Genomic DNA, 17,893 nt, shown 5'->3' on the forward strand with positions numbered 1-17,893 from the left:
GAAAGACGGTTTCGTACAATATCGAAACCGTCTTTTTGTATGATTAGTGCTGATTCTGCTTTCGAGCTTGCTCTGGTGTATCAAGTCCAGTTGCCCCTGGATATTGAAGTGATTGGTCGCGATCAGATTCAACGCGGCGTGATTCTCTTAGTTTTCGTTCTTGGCGATCTTTACCCATTGTGAATAGCACCTCCTTATTAAAAGTGTTGCTGTTATATGAAAAAACTATGCGTAAAGAAAGAGGGATTAACTTTCATAAAAAGTTCCCATAATGGAAAACATAGGAGGTGAAATGATGGATGGGAATACTTTTTATTTTGTAGCTTGGATAGGGTGGATTATCGTAACTTTCTTTATGAAAAAGGACGCTATTCGGTGGAAGTTAAGCGCTTGTATATTGATTTTTATAATTTGCTCTCCGTTACATGTGACGATTGCTTCATTCACAGTATCAGTAAATGCTCTGTTGCTTTGTATTATTTCTTTTATAGGAATCGCGCTATATTCTGTTTGGAAAAAATTATATGGCTTACTTTCGGCACTTATTATTGCAATGTTATATACGAGTTTTCATTTGTTAGAAGTATATGATCCAATTTGGATTGTGGTGGACAGATTATTTTTGTTAAGTAGTGCTCTTGTGTATGCATCGGTTTTATTACATGGAGATCGCGTATTAAGATTATGTTCCCTTTATATTGGAATGCTACAAGGAGAATTGTTAGTGACGCTTATTTTTCGGAAACTACATTTTCCTTATGATTACGGTAGTTTAGCGTTTTTTGATATCGTCGCCGTTTCCACATTTTTTATGGCAATTTTGTTTTGGATTGCAAAAGCATCAGTATACATGGAACAGTATAAGAGAAAAGCACGTAAAAGAAAGGCGAGGGTAATACATGACTGAATATACACCGGCCATTTTATGCGGCGTAATAGCAGGGACAGTAACGAGGGTGTTAATGCTTCGGACGGATACGAGGCAATATCCGACGAGGCTTCACGGGAAAATTATTCATATTGCAATGGGATTAATTGCAGCTGCTTTAGGGGCGATTGCTATCCCGTCCATTTTGAAAAAAGATTTTTCTGCCATTACATTTCTTACGTTAGCAGCAACGCAATTTCGTGATGTACGTAATATGGAAAGAAATACACTTCAACAATTAGATGGATATGAGCTCGTACCACGTGGAAATACATATATTGAAGGGATTGCATTAGTTTTTGAAAGTCGTAACTATTTGGCGATGTTAACGTCGTTTGCAACGACGTTTGCGTATATAGGATTCCATTCGTGGATTGCTGGAGTAATTATGGCTATACTCGCATTTTTTATTGCGAAAAAATTAATGTCTGGTAGAAGACTTCATGACCTTGTAGATATTGAACATGTTCCGCTTCATTTTGAAGGAGCAGGACTTTATATTGATAATATTTATATTATGAATATTGGATTGCCGGCAAGGCAAGAAGAGATTATGAAATATGGCATGGGATTTATTTTAAAACCAAAATCAATTGATGCGATGGTAACCATCGCAAATTTAGGGCAACGGCAAGCTATTTTACACGATGTTTCGGTGGCGTTAGGGATTTATAGAGATTCAGGTACACCTGCGCTTGTACCGTTAGCAAAGCGTGATTTAGAGGATGGTAGGGTGGGAATCTTTGTCTTACCACAAGATCAAGATGCAGAGAAAGCGATAGGGGTCATAGGGAATGTACCGACGTTAGAAAGTGCTGTCCATATGTCATCAGAAGCCCCGAAAGGAAGGGGAGATAAGAGATGATGTTAGAGAGTGTTATTCTTGCGGTTATTACAACAGTGCCAGAGAAGTTTGCAGGTGGTGCGCCTTTATTTACTTGTGACTCGACAGAGGAACTAGAATTTGTTGCAAATAATTTAGAGGCAATTTTAGATGGAATTGCGCATCGCTTACAAGAGAATGTATATATTATTGTGAAACATTAGCAACGTGTGTTATAATGTGAGGTGTTTTGATACGTTGAGAAATATTCTGGAATGCAAATCCCTTCTTGCACAAAGAAGGGTTTTTTACATAATAAACAGAAGCAAGTTGAAAGGATGAATGTATATGCCGAAACCAGTAATAGCGATAGTAGGCCGCCCGAACGTAGGGAAATCTACTATTTTCAATAGAATTGTTGGAGAAAGAGTTTCAATCGTAGAAGATATTCCAGGTGTAACGCGTGATCGTATTTATAGCGCTGGAGAATGGTTAAATCATGAATTTAACATTATTGATACAGGTGGAATTGATATTGGAGACGAGCCGTTTTTGACACAAATTCGTCAACAAGCTGAAGTAGCGATAGATGAAGCAGATGTTATCATTTTTATGACAAATGGTCGTGACGGTGTAACAGCAGCTGATGAAGAAGTTGCGAAAATATTATATCGTTCAAATAAACCAGTTGTACTTGCAGTAAATAAAGTGGACAATCCGGAAATGCGCAGTGACATTTATGATTTTTATGCGTTAGGATTTGGTGAACCATTCCCAATTTCAGGTACACATGGATTAGGATTAGGTGACTTATTAGACGAAGCTGCACAGCATTTTCCGAAGATTGAAGAAGACGGATATGATGAAGATACAATCCGTTTCTCTTTAATTGGACGTCCAAACGTAGGGAAATCATCACTTGTAAATGCTCTTCTTGGTCAAGAGCGTGTAATTGTTAGTAATGTAGCAGGAACAACTCGTGATGCTGTCGATACACCGTATAGTAAAGACGGAAAAGATTATGTAATTATCGATACAGCTGGTATGCGTAAAAAAGGAAAAGTGTATGAAAGTACAGAAAAATATAGTGTACTTCGTGCGCTAAGAGCGATTGAACGTTCTGACGTTGTGCTAGTCGTTTTAGACGGTGAAGAAGGAATTATTGAACAAGATAAAAAAATTGCTGGATATGCTCATGATTCAGGACGAGCTGTTGTTATCGTTGTAAACAAATGGGACGCAGTGAAAAAAGATGAGAAAACAATGAAAGCATTTGAAGAAAATATCCGTGCTCATTTCCAATTTTTAGAATACGCACCGATTGTGTTCTTATCTGCAAAAACGAGAAAACGTACACAAACGTTAATACCAGTTATCGATGAGGTAAATGAAAGTCATAGCATCCGTATTCAAACGAATGTATTAAATGACGTAATTATGGATGCGGTAGCGATGAATCCAACGCCAACTCATAATGGTAGCCGTCTGAAAATTTTCTATGCAACACAAGTTGCGGTAAAACCACCAACATTTGTTGTGTTTGTAAACGATCCGGAATTATTGCACTTCTCATATGAGCGCTTCTTAAAGAATCGTTTACGTGAATCATTTGGCTTTGTAGGAACGCCGATTCACATTATCGCTAGAGCAAGAGACTAATGGAGAGGATGTGATTTTATGACAAAAATCACAGTAATAGGAGCAGGTAGCTGGGGAACAGCGTTAGCGATGGTATTAGCTGACAATGGGCATGATGTACGTATTTGGGGAAATCGTTCTGAACTTATGGATGAGATTAATACGAAACATGAGAATAGCCGATACCTTCCAGGAATTACATTGCCAAGCACAATCGTAGCCTACTCTTCTTTAGAAGAAGCATTAGTAGATGTAAATACAGTACTGCTAGTAGTACCGACGAAAGCGTACAGAGATGTATTACAAGAGATGAAAGAAATTGTTACAGAACCAATTACTTGGATTCATGCGAGTAAAGGAATAGAACCGGGTACGTCAAAACGTATTTCGGAAATGATTGAGGAAGAAATTCCAGAGAACTTAATTAAAGATGTTGTTGTGTTGTCTGGACCGAGTCATGCTGAAGAAGTCGGCTTACGTCAAGCGACAACTGTTACATCTGCAGCAAAGCGTATGGAAGCGGCTGAGGAAGTACAAGATTTGTTTATGAATGGTTACTTCCGTGTATACACAAATCCAGATATCGTTGGAGTTGAGCTTGGTGGTGCGTTAAAAAATATTATCGCATTAGCTGCTGGAATAACTGATGGACTTGGATTAGGTGACAATGCAAAAGCGGCATTAATGACACGTGGTTTAACAGAGATTGCTCGTTTAGGAAGAAAAATGGGTGGAAACCCGTTAACATTTGCTGGTTTAACTGGTATGGGAGACTTAATTGTAACTTGTACAAGTGTTCATAGTCGAAATTGGCGAGCTGGAAATATGCTTGGAAAAGGACACTCTTTAGAAGAAGTGTTGGAAAATATGGGTATGGTTGTAGAAGGTGTAAGAACTACGAAAGCTGCTCATGAATTAGCAGAGAAAATGGAAGTTGAAATGCCGATTACAGCTGCTTTATATGACGTGCTGTTTAATGGGAATAACGTGAAAGATGCGGTAGGCTCATTGATGGGACGTGTGAAAAAACATGAAGTGGAAGCTGTACCTGATTTACTGTAAATAAAAGCGACAGAAGTACAAAGTGTACTTCTGTCGTTTTTTATTTTTCCCTGGGTCTTTTCACCATATTTTTATTTTTGCATAGGATGAAGAGTAACTTGAGGAGAGGGTGAAAAGAATGGATAATAACATTTTTAATAACATTGAAAAAGAAGCGAAAGTGAATAAAGAAGATATTTTTAAATTAGCATCATCTGTGCAAAATGCGAATTTACGTGATGAGAAAGTGCTTCGTCAATTGATTCATCAAGTTGCTCTAATGGCAGGACGTGAAGTGCCGAAAGAACAAGAGGATCAAATTGTAAAAGCGATTGTTAATAATAATATGCCAGCGGATTTTGGCTCGTTAAGTAAAATGTTTAAAAAATAAAATATGAGAAACAAAGAGTTTGTGGATTGCATATGATAGCCATGAAAGTATGGGAATAGAGCTGATTTGGGCATATTTGGTCAACCGGAGCGAGAGAGACACTCGCTTCGGTTTTATTTTTATCTAGATTAGTGAAAGTTGTGAAAAAACCTGTTGATTAAAGTTATATATTCGCAATTTGTAGTAAAATGTTATTTTTTTGTATTTGTTTAAAGATTTTAATTTGTTAAAATAGTATAAAAATAGGTTAATACAAAGGGGTGTGTATATGTCAGAAGGGCTTATAAAAATGTGGTTTTCCTTAGGGGCAATGGGATTTATGTTTGTTGCAGTAGCTTTTATTTTATTAAGTAGGCATAAAATAAAGAATAAGTTTTTGAAAGGGATTACAGCGTTAGTAGCATACACTCTTATGATTGTGTCCGGAATTGTTATTTTTCTTGTTGTATTTAGTGGACCTGTTGAGCAATAAAAGCGATTTACGTAGTAAATGTTACATAAGTGGTAAGGAATACTAGCATGAAAAGGTGATTACTAGTGAAAAAAATCCATATTATTTTAATATTTTGTTGCATAAGCATTTTAACGGGGTGTATGTATCCGAAAGAAAATATGAAACAAAACGCTATTCCTTATGAAGATCAGTTACAAGTTGTTCAAAAAGCTATTACTACATATCAGGAACAAACGAATGGTTTATTACCAATTAAGACGCGGGATATGAATACGCCTATTTATCAAAAGTATCCAATCGATTTTCAAAAAATTGCTCCGCGTTACATACAAGACGCACCAGGGAACGCATATGAAAGTGGTGGAGTATATCAATATGTATTAATAGATGTTGAAACAAATCCCACGGTAAAGTTAATTGACGTAAGGATGGCTGACCAAATTCAGGAATTAACATTGAAACTTAAAATGTATCGTGATGAACATCAATATCCACCTTTTAAAAAAGTAATTGCAGATGGTGTCTATGAATTAGATTTCAAAAAACTAGGATATAAAGATGTACCGCAAGTGACAAGTCCGTATTCTGGTAAAGGGTTACCTTTTGTAATTAATGAAAAAGGAGAAGTTTTTGTTGATTATAGAATCGATTTGTATGAAGCTTTGAAAAAAAATGAAGGTCAATTTAAGGAAGGGGAAGATATTCGGAATATACTATTGAAAGACTCTCCATTTGTTCCTGCTTATTCTCTGCCGTATACGATAAAGGATGGAGAACCAATTTTTTTTAAATCATAAGTCATGAACCTTTCTTTTAGCGAATAAGTTCTAGAAGAAAGGTTTTTTATGTTATACAACTTGTGATGCAAACAAAAGATATTTTTAAATAGTCATATGAAATTGGACAAAATTATATGATATATTGTCCGAACTTCTAGAATACCATTATATTATATCAGATATTATAGGCAACGTTAGAGAAGGTATTAGTTGACTATAAACGCGGAATTATTCCCAAAAATTTTGAGGGAGGGAATCACTTGGAAAAGGTAGATATTTTTAAAGATATTGCGGAACGCACAGGCGGTGATATTTATTTTGGAGTTGTAGGAGCTGTTCGAACAGGGAAATCAACATTCATTAAAAAATTTATGGAACTTGTAGTTATTCCAAATATTGAAAATGAGTCTGACCGTCAAAGAGCGCAGGATGAACTGCCTCAAAGTGCTGCTGGTCGTACAATTATGACGACGGAACCGAAGTTTGTTCCAAACCAAGCGGTTTCTATCGAAGTAGATGAAGGTCTTGAAGTGAATATTCGATTAGTAGATTGCGTTGGGTATACGGTTCCAGGAGCAAAAGGCTATGAAGATGAGAATGGCCCACGTATGATTAATACTCCTTGGTATGAAGAGCCTATTCCGTTCCATGAAGCTGCAGAAATTGGAACACGTAAAGTAATTCAAGAACATTCAACAATTGGTGTTGTAATCACAACAGATGGAACGATTGGCGAAATTCCAAGAAGAGATTATATAGAGGCAGAAGAACGCGTTGTAAATGAGTTAAAAGAAGTTGGAAAGCCTTTCATTATGATTATTAACACTGTGCAGCCGTATCATCCGGATACAGAGCAATTACGCCAAAGTTTATCAGAAGAATATGATATTCCGGTAATTGCGATGAGTGTAGAGAGTTTAAGAGAAACAGATGTGTATAATGTGCTTCGAGAAGCGCTATTTGAGTTCCCGGTTTTAGAAGTGAATGTGAACCTTCCAAGTTGGGTAATGGTGCTAAATGAAGGGCATTGGTTACGCCAAAGCTATCAGGAAGCAGTTCAAGAGACTGTGAAGGACATAAAACGTCTTCGTGATGTGGACCGTGTCGTTTGGCAGTTTAGTCAATATGAATTTATTGATCGAGCGAGCCTAGCTGGTATTGACATGGGGCAAGGTGTGGCGGAGATTGATTTATATGCACCAGATGAATTATATGATCAAATTTTAAAAGAAGTAGTAGGAGTAGAAATTCGAGGGAAAGATCATTTATTGAAGCTTATGCTCGATTTATCTCATGCGAAAATAGAATATGATCAAGTGGCGGATGCCCTGCGTATGGTAAAACAAACAGGATATGGTGTAGCAGCGCCTGCATTAGCAGATATGAGCTTAGATGAGCCAGAAATTATTCGTCACGGTTCCAGATTTGGTGTGAAGTTAAAAGCCGTAGCTCCATCTATTCATATGATTAAAGTAGATGTGGAGTCAACGTTTGAGCCAATTATCGGTACTGAAAAGCAAAGTGAAGAATTAGTCCGTTATTTAATGCAAGATTTTGAAGATGATCCGTTATCAATTTGGAATTCTGATATATTTGGACGTTCGCTTAGCTCTATTGTTCGAGAAGGAATTCAAGCGAAACTATCTTTAATGCCAGAAAATGCTAGATATAAATTAAAAGAAACATTAGAAAGAATTATTAATGAAGGATCTGGCGGATTAATTGCGATCATATTGTAAGAAAAAAATCCCTCTCATTGTAGAGGGATTTTTTTGTTTTTACGTATGTAATAGAAAAATAAACAGCCATTATCTAATATATTGTTGTAAATTGTCAAGTTTCATCAGATTTTCACATTTTAAGAGTAACAATTTCCTTAAAAATATTGAATTATAAAGGAGAATCGTATAATATAGGCGTTGATAATGATTTATCTACATCTTTGTAGTATAGAATTTGCAAAAATTGCCTACAAATGAAAGTAAGACTCATTTTATGATCATTATACAGTCTTATCTTTGGGAGGAGGTGAATGGCATGAACAAGACAGATTTAATCAATGCTGTTGCAGAAGCAAGTTCCCTTTCTAAAAAGGACGCAACAAAAGCAGTAGACGCTGTTTTTGATTCTATCTTAGAAGCTTTAAAACAAGGTGATAAAGTACAACTGATCGGATTCGGTAACTTCGAAGTTCGTGAGCGTGCGGCTCGTAAAGGTCGTAACCCACAAACAGGTGAGGAGATTGAAATCGCTGCAAGTAAAGTACCTGCATTCAAACCTGGTAAAGCGTTAAAAGATGCGGTTAAATAATCCTTACATATTAACAGGGAAGAAGAGTTTCCTTTTTGGGAACTCTTCTTTTTGCTTTTAAAAACATAAATATGCTAGAATGTGTTCGTATCACTTTTAGGTTTTCGGGAGGGCTAGCGGATGGCAAAAGTTAATTTAGAACAAATTGAACATGCAGTACGCCTTATTTTAGAGGCAATCGGAGATGACCCAAATCGCGAGGGAGTACTTGATACACCAAAGCGTGTTGCGAAAATGTACGCAGAAGTGTTCTCAGGCATGCATGAAGATCCGAAAGAACATTTGCATAAAGTATTCGGAGAAGATCACGAAGAGCTTGTATTAGTAAAAGATATACCATTTTATTCGATGTGTGAGCATCATTTAGTTCCTTTCTATGGAGTTGCTCACGTTGCATATATTCCGCAAGGCGGAAAGGTGACGGGCTTAAGTAAATTAGCCCGTACTGTAGACACAATTGCACGTCGTCCACAACTGCAAGAACGTATTACTTCAACAGTAGCGAACTCTATTATGGAAGTACTAGAGCCGCATGGTGTTATGGTAGTAGTAGAAGCAGAGCATATGTGCATGACTATGCGCGGTGTGAAAAAACCAGGTGCGAAAACAGTAACGACAGCAGTCCGTGGTGTGCTAGAAAATGATGCGGCGGCGCGTAGTGAAATTTTATCTTTCATTAAAACAAAGTAAAGAAAAGCGGGAAACTGCTTTTCTTTTTTTTTTATGTGAATAAATGATATAGTTTTAGTTGGGCAGATTGAGAATGGAAAGACTATTTAAAAGAATGGAAGATGTTATTTAATTCAGCGGAGGTTTGGAAGGAGTAACCAAGTTTTGGTTATAGAAAATAGAATGTATGTGTTATAATAAGTTTTATGAATTAGAAAACAAGGGTGATTTTTGTGTGTGACATCTACGGAGGGTATGCGGGTATAAAAGAGAAATTGATGGAGAAATTGCGCCATCCTTATTTTATAAACTATATTGAAGAACCATTTATTGATGAAGAAAAAATAGCATTGCTATATGGGGCTTTAAAGAGTGCGGATTTACATATAGAAAAAATTGAGCATTATGTAGTAACGATTATGCTAGTACAAATTGCGCTTGATACACATGAAAGAGTATCAAATAAAGCAGGTGAAGAAGCGATTGAATCGCATAAACGTCGCCAATTAACAGTACTTGCAGGTGATTACTATAGTGGGTTATATTATTATTTATTGTCTATGAATCGTGATATTGTTTTAATTCGTGCGCTTGCTGAAGGAATTAAAGAAATCAATGAACATAAGATTATGTTATATCAAAAAGCACATAAAACGATTGAGGACATAATGAAAAGTGTAATAACGATTGAGTCTGCGTTATTGCAGAAAACGTGTGATCATTTTCATGTATCGCATTGGAAGCCATTTATAACTTATGTGTTAGGAAAAAATCGTCTCCAAAAAGAGTATCAATTGCACGCTGATAAACAACATTCACCTGTTTTTCAAGCGGTTCAAGAGATCTTGAGAGATGAAGCAGATGCAGAAACCGTTATTAATGGCTGGATGATGGAACTGAGAAAGAAAGAAAATCAATTTTTAGAAAATCACACAGACATAAGTGAAATCAATTCTGTGTTAAAAGATAAATCGAAGACATAAGCAATTTTACATTGGAAGAAGGTACGAGCATGCAACAATCAAAAGAAGAAAGAGTACACGATGTATTTGAAAAAATCTCTGATAAATACGATGTGATGAATTCTGTAATCAGTTTTCAAAGACATAAGGCATGGCGTAAAGAGACGATGCGTATTATGGATGTACAACCGGGCAGTAAAGCGCTTGATGTATGCTGCGGGACAGCGGACTGGACAATTGCGTTAGCTGGAGCGGTAGGCGAGCAGGGGAAGGTTGTTGGTTTGGATTTCAGTGAAAATATGTTATCTGTCGGTAAGCAAAAGGTAGAGGCTTTACAATTAAAGCAAGTAGAACTTCTACATGGGAATGCAATGGAACTTCCATTTGAAGATAATACATTTGATTACGTAACGATTGGATTTGGTTTGCGTAATGTGCCAGACTATATGCATGTATTAAAAGAAATGACGCGTGTAGTAAAGCCAGGTGGAAAAGTAATCTGTTTAGAAACATCGCAGCCAACAATGATTGGTTTTCGACAAGGATATATTTTATACTTTAAATATATCATGCCGTTATTTGGAAAGATGTTTGCGAAAAGTTATAAAGAATATTCATGGCTTCAGGAATCGGCAAGTACATTCCCAGGGATGAAGGAATTGGCTCATATGTTTGAGGAAGCTGGACTTGAACGTGTACAAGTGAAGCCGTTTACTTTTGGAGTAGCAGCGATGCATTTAGGTATTAAACCAGAATCAAAATAGAAAAAAGACGTTTTAGGTTAAGGTGAACAATATGAAGTTACAACTTATGTACTCTTTTTTACGATCGGATATTAATGTGATAGAAAAAGAATTAAAAAAGACGGTTGCTTCTGAACAGCCATTAGTAGAAGAAGCGGCATTACAACTTATCGAGGCTGGTGGGAAGCGAATTCGGCCCGTATTTGTGTTACTTGCAGGGAAATTTGGAGATTATAAGTTAGACGCAATTAAGCATGTTGCTGTTGCATTAGAACTTATTCATATGGCTTCTCTTGTTCACGATGATGTTATTGATGCTGCATTTTTACGACGTGGTAGTGCGACTGTGAATGCAAAATGGGGAGATCGTATTGCGATGTATACAGGAGACTATTTGTTTGCTAAGTCTCTTGAATGTGTAACAAATATCGAAATTCCAGAGGCGCATCAGGCGCTATCACATACAATTTTAGAAGTCTGTAAAGGTGAAATCGAACAAATTAAAGATAAATATAATTATGACCAAAACTTGCGAACGTATTTAAGAAGGATAAAGCGAAAAACAGCATTATTAATTGCTGCGAGTTGTCAGTTGGGAGCAATTGCTTCTGGTGCGAATCGTGATACGGTAAATCGTCTGTTTTGGTATGGGTATTTTGTAGGGATGTCATATCAAATTATTGATGATATTCTAGATTTCGTTTCAACGGAAGCGAAACTTGGAAAACCTGCCGGTGGTGATTTATTGCAAGGAAATATTACACTTCCTGCTTTATATGCTATGGAAGACCCAGTACTTCGTAAGAAAATCACATCTGTACATGAAAATACAGCAGCTGATGAAATGAAAGAAATTATTGAGGCTGTGAAGAATAGTGATGCTATTGATAAAGCATTTGCGTTTAGTGAACGTTATTTACATAAAGCATTAGAAATAATAAAACCACTCCCGCGCGGACAAGCGAAGTATGCATTGCAAAATGTAGCAAAGTATATTGGGAAACGAAAATTTTAGTGTTTTTTCTAAAAAATAAAAAAATCTCTCCTTTTCAAAACTATTGCACAATTGTGATAAGGGTGTTACTATGTGTGTGGGGATATACAATTACATACATAATTCAGAAGTGGAGAGATTTTTTATGGAAAAAACATTTCTAATGGTAAAACCAGACGGTGTACAACGTGCATTCATTGGGGAAATTGTAGCTCGTTTTGAGAAAAAGGGCTTTCAATTAGTTGGTGCAAAATTAATGCAAGTCACTCCGGAAATTGCTGGAGAACACTACGGTGAGCATAAAGAAAGACCTTTCTTTGGTGAATTAGTAGACTTTATTACATCTGGTCCTGTATTTGCAATGGTATGGCAAGGTGAAGGTGTAGTAGATACAGCACGCAATATGATGGGTAAAACACGACCACATGAAGCAGCTCCTGGAACAATTCGTGGAGATTTCGGTGTAACTGTTGCAAAAAATATTATCCACGGTTCTGATTCTTTAGAAAGCGCAGAGCGCGAGATTGCTATTTTCTTTAAAGAAGAAGAATTAGTAGACTACTCAAAATTAATGAATGAATGGATTTACTAATTATTTTGAAATAATTTGTAAACGCTTTAATAACGGTGATAATAGTAAAAAGTGCAAGAAGAATAGGGGTATTCTTCTTGCACTTTTTTTATTTGAATTAGTTACGAAGTTAAAGCTGTTATGATATATTGGTATGTAAAGTAAAAGGCCTATCGGAAGTATAGAACGAGAAGAAGTAAATGGTCGATTTACGGTATAATTTCTTTCATATTTTTAGAATAACGGAAATTGATATTATTGCTTAATATAGTGAGATAAATACATATGCGAAAAGAGGAATAACGTATGCGATATATTACAGCTGGTGAATCTCATGGTCCACAACTTACAACGATTATAGAAGGTGTTCCAGCGGGACTATCAATAGTTGCGGATGATATAAACGAAGAATTAGCTAGAAGGCAAAAGGGATATGGTCGTGGTAGACGCATGCAAATTGAAACAGATCAAGTGCAAATTGTAAGTGGTGTTAGACATGGAGAAACATTAGGTTCTCCTATTGCACTCGTTGTTGAAAATCGTGATTTTGCACATTGGACGAAAATTATGGGAGCAGAGCCTTTAACTGAGCAAGAAGAAAAAGAAATGAAAAGGAAAGTGACAAAGCCAAGGCCTGGGCATGCGGATTTAAATGGTGCGATTAAATATGGTCATAGGGATATGAGAAATGTACTTGAACGTTCGTCGGCACGTGAAACGACAGTACGTGTTGCTGCTGGTGCGGTTGCGAAAAAAGTTTTGGCGGAATTGGGTATTAAAGTGGCAGGACATGTAATTGAGATTGGCGGTGTACTGGCTAAGGAGATTACATATAGTTCAATTGAAGAATTAAAAAGTATAACAGAAGAATCACCTGTACGTTGCTTAGATGACGAAGCTGGTAAACAAATGATGAAAGCAATTGATGATGCAAAGTCAAATGGTGATTCAATCGGTGGCATTGTTGAAGTAGTTGTGGAAGGTATGCCAATTGGAGTAGGTAGCTATGTGCATTATGATCGAAAATTGGATGCGAAACTAGCAGCGGCAATTATGAGCATTAATGCCTTTAAAGGTGTGGAGATTGGAATTGGTTTTGAAGCAGCTCATAGACCGGGAAGTGAAGTTCATGATGAAATCTTGTGGGATGAAGAGCATGGATATACAAGAAGAACGAACAATGCAGGTGGATTAGAAGGGGGCATGACGACTGGTATGCCAATTGTTGTACGCGGTGTGATGAAACCGATACCTACACTATATAAACCTCTTCAAAGTGTGGATATAGATACGAAAGAACCTTTTACAGCGAGTATTGAACGTTCAGATAGCTGTGCTGTACCGGCAGCTAGTGTCGTTGCAGAAGCGGTTGTTGCTTGGGAATTAGCGACAGCTTTACTAGAACAATTTGGAGTAGATCGTATGGACCTTATTCGTGAAAATATTGAGAAACATAATGAATATGCGAGGGGATTTTAATGGGAAACATACATATTCAAACGAAATCAAAAGAATATGATGTACATGTTGGAAAAGAAGTGTTGTCACATTTGAAAACACTCATTCAAAATATGCAGCCAGCTGTATCTAATGTAATGATCATTTCAGATGCAGTTGTTGCATCTCTACATTTACAGACAGTTGTTGATGCATTGCAAGTAGAGCAACAAGTATTTTCATTTGTTGTACCGAGTGGTGAAAAAGAAAAGTCTTTTGAAAACTTCTACGGGGCTCATACTTCAGCTCTTGAAAATAAATTAGATAGAAATTCTTTAATTATTGCACTTGGAGGCGGAATGATTGGAGACCTGGCTGGGTTTGTCGCTGCGTCGTTTATGCGTGGCATTCGTTTTGTCCAAGTTCCAACAACTTTATTAGCTCATGATAGTGCAGTAGGCGGAAAAGTAGCAATTAATCATCCGTTAGGGAAAAATATGATCGGTGCATTCCATCAGCCAGAAGCGGTTGTATATCATACGCCGTTTTTACAGTCGCTTCCTGAAAAAGAGTGGCGTTCAGGTTACGCAGAAGTGATAAAGCATGCTCTTATTGGTAATGTTGAGCTGTATCATTGGTTAAAAAAAGAAGTACAAACATTAGCAGAACTTCGTGATGAGAAGTTAATTCATATATTAACGAAGGCGATTCCTGTAAAAGCCAATATTGTAGCCCAAGATGAAACAGAAAAAGGTGTACGTGCCCATTTGAACTTTGGACATACGCTAGGTCATGCTCTTGAAAAAGAGATTGGGTATGGAAATATTACTCACGGTGACGGAGTAGCTGTTGGTATGTTATTTGCTATATTCTTAAGTGAACAAGTGTACAAGATTGATCTTGCCTATGAAGAGATGAAACAGTGGTTCTTGAAGTACGGCTATCCAAAAATGCCAAGTGATTTAAATGTAGAGCGCCTTGTTCAATTGATGAAACAAGATAAGAAAGCAAATGCAGGAACAATTCATATGGTGCTTATGCAGGAATATGGGGTAGTAAATGTCGTATCTATTTCAGATGAGACTGTTCATATTGCGTTAGAGGCATTTCAAAAGGATATGGCATAAAAGGGTAGAGATATGGAATGCGTGTGTAAAAGTATTCTCGTAATCATGACAGTTATAAAAAGAGATTGCAGTAAGGAACTATAACCATATTGTAATTGAATTGAATCAAATGACTGGGGGAAGAGAAATGAGAGTGAAAGAGCAATTGTTAACTTTAAGAGCATATGTACCTGGGAAAAATATTGAAGAAGTAAAAAGGGAATATGGATTATCAAAAATTGTGAAATTAGCATCGAACGAAAATCCATTTGGTTGCTCAGCACGTGTGACAGAAGCGTTAGCTTCTTTGGCGGGCCAATATGCTCTTTATCCGGATGGACATGCCTTTGAACTTCGGACGAAAGTAGCAGAGCATGTAGGTGTAAATGCGGAACAACTGTTATTTGGTAGTGGATTAGATGAAGTCATTCAAATGATTAGCCGTGCATTACTACATGAAGGTACAAATGTTGTAATGGCGAATCCTACCTTTTCGCAATACTATCACCATGCTGTTATTGAAGGGGCAGAAGTTCGTGAAGTACCACTTAAAGATGGTATTCATGATTTAGATGCAATGTTACAGCAAGTAGATGACAAAACGAAGATTGTATGGATTTGTAATCCGAATAACCCGACAGGTACATATGTAGAGAAACAAAAGTTACTTTCATTTTTAGAATCAGTACCTAAGTCAGCGCTCGTTATTATGGATGAAGCATATTATGAATATGCGGGAGCGGAAGATTATCCGCAAACATTGCCTCTTCTTGAAAAGTATGAAAACCTTATGGTTTTACGCACGTTTTCAAAAGCATATGGCCTAGCTGCTTTTCGTATTGGATACGCGGTTGGTAATGTGAAGTTAATTGGGCAGCTAGAAGTAGCAAGGTTACCATTCAATACATCGACTGTAGCGCAATCTGTAGCAATAGCTGCATTAGAAGATCAAAAGTTTCTAGAAGAATGTGTGCAGAAGAATGCTGAAGGACTAAATCAATACTATGCATTTTGTAAGGAATATAACGTATTCTATTATCCATCTCAAACAAATTTCATATTCTTAAAACTTGGTATTCCTGGTAATGAAGCTTTCGAACGATTAATGAAAAACGGATATATTGTTCGTTCTGGTGCTGCATTTGGCATACATGACGGTATTCGTATTACAGTCGGTTTAAAAGAAGAGAATGATGAAATTATAGAATTACTGAAAGAGCTTGTAAATGAGAAGGTAAAGAAAGAGGAAACATATTCTTAAGAAATTGTGAAGGCTCCTATTATAGGTGCCTTTTTTATGTAAGGTAGTAAGAATCCTATTTTTAATAGGGGTTGAAGTGTGGTAGTCAGGTTGGCTCGTAAAGATCGATTTATATAACTTAATAATCAACGAGGAAAGTTATTTGCACGGTAATGAAAGAAAACGGTACAATAGAAAGTAGGAATGCGGTATCGGTGTCATATGAGAACCTTTTGAACAACGAGCCGCGCTATAAGAGAAAGTACAAGAAGAAGTATGCTCATTCTAAAGGTTGCGTTCTTACAGTGAGTTGCTTATGATAAGGTGAAACTTTAATCAGTGGGGATGTTTATCCCCCGCTGATTATTAGTTGAACCAATCGGGCTTTTACGGGCAGTTGATCCCAAAACTAACTTCTTTGCCTTAGCTGACTTTTGAGGTGGGGGTCTTACTGCCCGTTAATAGCAGGGTAAATGAACAGAAGAGAATATTTTTTAGAATTAAAGGAGACGTTTATGCAAAAGTTTGAACAAGCTGTTTCATATATTGAAAATGGAGAAGCGGAAAAAGGGTTACAATTATTAAAAGAACAATTACAAATTGCGAATGATGAAGAGAAGTATGATATCGCTCGCTATTACCATACACTTGGATTTATGGATGAGGCGCTAGCAATTACTGAAGACTTACGCTTACTGTATCCAGAAGAAAGTGAATTTACGGTATTTTTAGCAGAATTATATATTGATTTAGACAAAGAGGATGAAGCGATTGAAGTGCTTCATGATATTCCAGAAAATGATGATTTATATGTTCAATCGTTATTACTTGTTGCGGATTTATTCCAAATGCAAGGTTTTGATGATGTAGCAGAGCAGAAACTATTAAAGGCAAAAGAAATGATGCCTGACGAACCTGTTATTTCGTTTGGATTAGCAGAATTATATAGTAGTAAAGGGGAAGAACAAAAGGCAATTACTTATTACGAGTCGCTATTAGCAGAACATAAAGTAATGGGTGGTGTTGTGATTGCACTTCGTCTTGCAGAAACGTTAAGTGCGATTGGAAACTGGGAAGAGGCAATCTCTTACTATGAAGCAGGCTTAGAAGAGCAAAAAGATATTCATTCATTATTTGGATATGCCTTTACATTATACCAAGGCGAAGAATATCAAAGAGCAATTGGTGCTTGGCAAGAATTAAAGGAATTAGACCCTGAGTACGCATCACTATACATGTATTTAGCGAAAAGCTATGAAAAAGAAGGAATGCTTCAAGAAAGCTATGAAACACTTCATGAAGGAATTAAAGTAGATGAGCTTTCTGTTCCGTTTTACGTAGAATTAGCGAACATTGCAGCCAAATTAGGAAAAGTAGTAGAAGCAGAAGAAGTACTTCAAAAAGCGCTTGAGTTAGATCCTGGACACCTTGGGGCAACATTGAAATATGCGTATATCTTAAAAGGACAAGAAAAGTATGAAGAGTTAATTGCAGTTGTAGAGCGTGCTATTGACAGTGGAGAACCAGATACACAACTACTTTGGGACTTGGCGTTTGCGAAAAAACAATTAGAAATGTATTCGGATGCATTAAAACACTATGAAAGTGCATATACTTCTTTTAAGAATCATCCAGACTTCTTGGAAGAGTACGGTTATTTCTTATTGGAAGAAGGTATGCGAAAAGAGGCGAAAGAAGTATTTACACAGTTAATACAACTAGACCCGACACAAATTCATATTGAAGAGTTGTTATATAATTTAGAGGATTTTTCATAAGTTGGAAGGAAACTGAATGCCGCTTCTTG

The 17,893-nt window shown here is 36.8% G+C and carries 20 protein-coding genes; 19 read left to right on the plus strand and 1 reads right to left on the minus strand.

Going from position 1 to position 17,893, the window contains the following annotated elements; translation table 11 throughout:
• Positions 1-43: 43 nt before the first annotated feature.
• The gene (locus COE49_RS16405) at positions 44-178 is read right to left on the minus strand and encodes a YpzI family protein (RefSeq protein ID WP_000513900.1); all 135 of its coding nucleotides are present in this window, start codon (positions 176-178) and stop codon (positions 44-46) included.
• 117 nt (positions 179-295) lie between these two features.
• Between COE49_RS16405 and COE49_RS16410 the strand changes: the two genes are divergently transcribed.
• The 19 genes from COE49_RS16410 (at position 296) to COE49_RS16505 (ending at position 17,864) form a co-directional block, all read left to right on the plus strand.
• Entirely contained in the window at positions 296-907 is a 612-nt protein-coding gene (locus COE49_RS16410; protein ID WP_088231590.1) for a YphA family membrane protein, read from the plus strand.
• Entirely contained in the window at positions 900-1,793 is an 894-nt protein-coding gene (locus tag COE49_RS16415) for a YIEGIA family protein (RefSeq protein ID WP_088231589.1), read from the plus strand. Before COE49_RS16410 ends, COE49_RS16415 begins: the two co-directional genes overlap by 8 nt.
• Positions 1,790-1,975, plus strand: coding sequence for a capping complex subunit for YIEGIA (locus tag COE49_RS16420; protein ID WP_088231588.1), 186 nt, complete (start codon positions 1,790-1,792; stop codon positions 1,973-1,975). Before COE49_RS16415 ends, COE49_RS16420 begins: the two co-directional genes overlap by 4 nt.
• A gap of 124 nt (positions 1,976-2,099) precedes the next feature.
• Positions 2,100-3,410, plus strand: a complete 1,311-nt coding sequence (gene der / locus COE49_RS16425; RefSeq protein ID WP_001125893.1) for a ribosome biogenesis GTPase Der — start codon at positions 2,100-2,102, stop codon at positions 3,408-3,410.
• A gap of 18 nt (positions 3,411-3,428) precedes the next feature.
• Positions 3,429-4,451 carry an NAD(P)H-dependent glycerol-3-phosphate dehydrogenase gene (locus COE49_RS16430; protein ID WP_088231587.1) on the plus strand — a complete coding sequence of 341 codons (1,023 nt, stop codon included), beginning with the start codon at positions 3,429-3,431 and terminating at the stop codon, positions 4,449-4,451.
• 118 nt (positions 4,452-4,569) lie between these two features.
• Positions 4,570-4,821, plus strand: a complete 252-nt coding sequence (locus COE49_RS16435; protein WP_000369752.1) for a stage VI sporulation protein F — start codon at positions 4,570-4,572, stop codon at positions 4,819-4,821.
• 268 nt (positions 4,822-5,089) lie between these two features.
• A complete protein-coding gene (locus COE49_RS16440; protein ID WP_088231586.1) occupies positions 5,090-5,293 on the plus strand; it encodes a DUF2768 domain-containing protein in 204 nt (67 codons plus the stop codon).
• Positions 5,294-5,358: 65 nt separating this feature from the next.
• Positions 5,359-6,072 carry a hypothetical protein gene (locus tag COE49_RS16445; protein WP_088231585.1) on the plus strand — a complete coding sequence of 238 codons (714 nt, stop codon included), beginning with the start codon at positions 5,359-5,361 and terminating at the stop codon, positions 6,070-6,072.
• A gap of 242 nt (positions 6,073-6,314) precedes the next feature.
• A complete protein-coding gene (gene spoIVA / locus COE49_RS16450) occupies positions 6,315-7,793 on the plus strand; it encodes a stage IV sporulation protein A (protein WP_000416519.1) in 1,479 nt (492 codons plus the stop codon).
• Positions 7,794-8,091: 298 nt separating this feature from the next.
• Positions 8,092-8,364, plus strand: coding sequence for an HU family DNA-binding protein (locus tag COE49_RS16455; RefSeq protein WP_001043860.1), 273 nt, complete (start codon positions 8,092-8,094; stop codon positions 8,362-8,364).
• A 120-nt stretch (positions 8,365-8,484) separates the two neighbouring features.
• Positions 8,485-9,054, plus strand: a complete 570-nt coding sequence (gene folE / locus COE49_RS16460) for a GTP cyclohydrolase I FolE (RefSeq protein ID WP_001151482.1) — start codon at positions 8,485-8,487, stop codon at positions 9,052-9,054.
• A gap of 212 nt (positions 9,055-9,266) precedes the next feature.
• Entirely contained in the window at positions 9,267-10,016 is a 750-nt protein-coding gene (locus COE49_RS16465; protein WP_140417413.1) for a heptaprenyl diphosphate synthase component 1, read from the plus strand.
• 29 nt (positions 10,017-10,045) lie between these two features.
• Entirely contained in the window at positions 10,046-10,759 is a 714-nt protein-coding gene (menG, locus tag COE49_RS16470; protein WP_088231584.1) for a 2-heptaprenyl-1,4-naphthoquinone methyltransferase, read from the plus strand.
• Positions 10,760-10,790: 31 nt separating this feature from the next.
• Positions 10,791-11,753: a heptaprenyl diphosphate synthase component II gene (gene hepT / locus COE49_RS16475; RefSeq protein WP_088231583.1), complete on the plus strand. Its 963-nt coding sequence runs from the start codon at positions 10,791-10,793 to the stop codon at positions 11,751-11,753.
• Between the two features lie 124 nt (positions 11,754-11,877).
• A complete protein-coding gene (gene ndk, locus COE49_RS16480; RefSeq protein ID WP_000415881.1) occupies positions 11,878-12,324 on the plus strand; it encodes a nucleoside-diphosphate kinase in 447 nt (148 codons plus the stop codon).
• Positions 12,325-12,609: 285 nt separating this feature from the next.
• Positions 12,610-13,782: a chorismate synthase gene (gene aroC / locus COE49_RS16485; RefSeq protein WP_088231582.1), complete on the plus strand. Its 1,173-nt coding sequence runs from the start codon at positions 12,610-12,612 to the stop codon at positions 13,780-13,782.
• Positions 13,782-14,867, plus strand: coding sequence for a 3-dehydroquinate synthase (gene aroB / locus COE49_RS16490; protein ID WP_088231581.1), 1,086 nt, complete (start codon positions 13,782-13,784; stop codon positions 14,865-14,867). Before aroC ends, aroB begins: the two co-directional genes overlap by 1 nt.
• Positions 14,868-14,994: 127 nt before the next feature.
• Complete coding sequence (gene hisC / locus COE49_RS16495; RefSeq protein ID WP_088231580.1) at positions 14,995-16,107, plus strand: histidinol-phosphate transaminase; 1,113 nt, start codon at positions 14,995-14,997, stop codon at positions 16,105-16,107.
• A 494-nt stretch (positions 16,108-16,601) separates the two neighbouring features.
• Positions 16,602-17,864, plus strand: a complete 1,263-nt coding sequence (locus COE49_RS16505) for a tetratricopeptide repeat protein (RefSeq protein ID WP_088231579.1) — start codon at positions 16,602-16,604, stop codon at positions 17,862-17,864.
• Positions 17,865-17,893: the final 29 nt, after the last annotated feature.

The sequence above is a fragment of the Bacillus sp. AFS029637 genome (assembly GCF_002584985.1).
Lineage (GTDB): Bacteria > Bacillota > Bacilli > Bacillales > Bacillaceae_G > Bacillus_A.

Bases quoted from the DNA above. Each gene is read 5' to 3' on its own strand.
- COE49_RS16440 (WP_088231586.1), top strand. From the start codon at position 5,090: ATGTCAGAAGGGCTTATAAAAATGTGGTTTTCCTTAGGGGCAATGGGA.
- COE49_RS16430 (WP_088231587.1), top strand. From the start codon at position 3,429: ATGACAAAAATCACAGTAATAGGAGCAGGTAGCTGGGGAACAGCGTTA.
- COE49_RS16410 (WP_088231590.1), top strand. From the start codon at position 296: ATGGATGGGAATACTTTTTATTTTGTAGCTTGGATAGGGTGGATTATC.
- COE49_RS16505 (WP_088231579.1), top strand. From the start codon at position 16,602: ATGCAAAAGTTTGAACAAGCTGTTTCATATATTGAAAATGGAGAAGCG.
- der (WP_001125893.1), top strand. From the start codon at position 2,100: ATGCCGAAACCAGTAATAGCGATAGTAGGCCGCCCGAACGTAGGGAAA.
- aroC (WP_088231582.1), top strand. From the start codon at position 12,610: ATGCGATATATTACAGCTGGTGAATCTCATGGTCCACAACTTACAACG.
- COE49_RS16435 (WP_000369752.1), top strand. From the start codon at position 4,570: ATGGATAATAACATTTTTAATAACATTGAAAAAGAAGCGAAAGTGAAT.
- COE49_RS16415 (WP_088231589.1), top strand. From the start codon at position 900: ATGACTGAATATACACCGGCCATTTTATGCGGCGTAATAGCAGGGACA.
- ndk (WP_000415881.1), top strand. From the start codon at position 11,878: ATGGAAAAAACATTTCTAATGGTAAAACCAGACGGTGTACAACGTGCA.
- COE49_RS16420 (WP_088231588.1), top strand. From the start codon at position 1,790: ATGATGTTAGAGAGTGTTATTCTTGCGGTTATTACAACAGTGCCAGAG.
- folE (WP_001151482.1), top strand. From the start codon at position 8,485: ATGGCAAAAGTTAATTTAGAACAAATTGAACATGCAGTACGCCTTATT.
- menG (WP_088231584.1), top strand. From the start codon at position 10,046: ATGCAACAATCAAAAGAAGAAAGAGTACACGATGTATTTGAAAAAATC.
- aroB (WP_088231581.1), top strand. From the start codon at position 13,782: ATGGGAAACATACATATTCAAACGAAATCAAAAGAATATGATGTACAT.
- hepT (WP_088231583.1), top strand. From the start codon at position 10,791: ATGAAGTTACAACTTATGTACTCTTTTTTACGATCGGATATTAATGTG.
- COE49_RS16455 (WP_001043860.1), top strand. From the start codon at position 8,092: ATGAACAAGACAGATTTAATCAATGCTGTTGCAGAAGCAAGTTCCCTT.
- hisC (WP_088231580.1), top strand. From the start codon at position 14,995: ATGAGAGTGAAAGAGCAATTGTTAACTTTAAGAGCATATGTACCTGGG.
- COE49_RS16405 (WP_000513900.1), bottom strand. From the start codon at position 178: ATGGGTAAAGATCGCCAAGAACGAAAACTAAGAGAATCACGCCGCGTT.